General features: G+C 51.9%; 1 protein-coding gene. It reads left to right on the top strand.

The window, feature by feature from the left end; all coding sequences use genetic code 11:
* The first annotated feature begins 216 nt into the window (after window positions 1–216).
* On the top strand, window positions 217–927 hold the full coding sequence (locus BK127_RS42175; protein ID WP_218639092.1) for a reverse transcriptase domain-containing protein: 711 nt from the start codon (window positions 217–219) through the stop codon (window positions 925–927).
* The last annotated feature ends 123 nt before the right edge of the window (window positions 928–1,050 follow it).

The raw sequence follows: 1,050 nt of genomic DNA, 5'->3' as shown, positions 1-1,050 counted from the left end.
GAGGGAAGCTACGGCTACCGTCCAGGGCGAAGTGCGCAGCAAGCCATTCGGAAAGTAAAAGCGTATGCCGAGCAAGGCTAAGGGCAGGCGGTTGAAATCGATCTGTCGAAATACTTCGACACGTTGAACCATGAGCTTCTTTTGAATTTGCTTCACAAACAAATCTAGGACAAAGGTGTCATCGACCTGATCAAGAAGTACCTGAAAAGCGGAGTCATGGAGAACGGCGTGCGCCGGGCAACGGAGGAAGGCTCGCCCCAAGGCGGCCCGTTGTCCCCGCTTTTGGCGAATATCTACCTGAACGAATATGATCAGGAGATGGAAAGCCGAGGCGTAACGGTCATCCGCTATGCGGATGATATCGTCGTGCTAGCGAAGAGTAAACGAGCAGCCAAGCGACTGCTGGAATCCAGCCGGACGTATTTGGAGCAGAAGCTAAAGCTCCAAATGAACACGCAGAAGAGCAAGGTGGTCAGTGTCGTGGCGCAGAAACACTTCAAATTCCTCGGATTTGCGTTGGGAAAGAACGGAAAGGGCGTATACGTACGCGCACACCACCAATCCCTGGGCAAGGCAAAGAAGAAGCTGAAGAAGCTAACGAGTCGAAGTCAAGGCAGGAATGCACGGCAGGTCATGGAGAACGTGAAAGTCTACATTCGCGGCTGGATCGGGTATTTCTATGTAGCGGACATGAAGCGAATCCTGCAAGGCTGGAATGAATGGCTGCGAAGACGGATGCGGATGTACCATCTGGAAGCAATGGAAGAAGCCGAGGACGAAGGTGCAGAACCTACGAAAGTTAGGGATACCGGAGTGGCAGGCGTGCCAGTGGGGAAACACCCGATTGGGCTACTGGTGGATAGCCGGAATCGCAGTGTTGAATCGCTCTGTAACAAACGAAAAGCTCGCACAGGCAGGATATTATGACTTCCCTGCCCAATACGAGCGTTTACGTCAATTGCACTCAAGCGGTTGAACCGCCGTATACCGAACGGTACGTCAGACTGTCTAACAACTGATTGCTAAGTACTCTTTAAAACGTGGATTCAT

The organism is Paenibacillus sp. FSL H7-0331, assembly GCF_001956045.1.
This window is presented reverse-complemented; position numbering and strand designations above follow the sequence as displayed.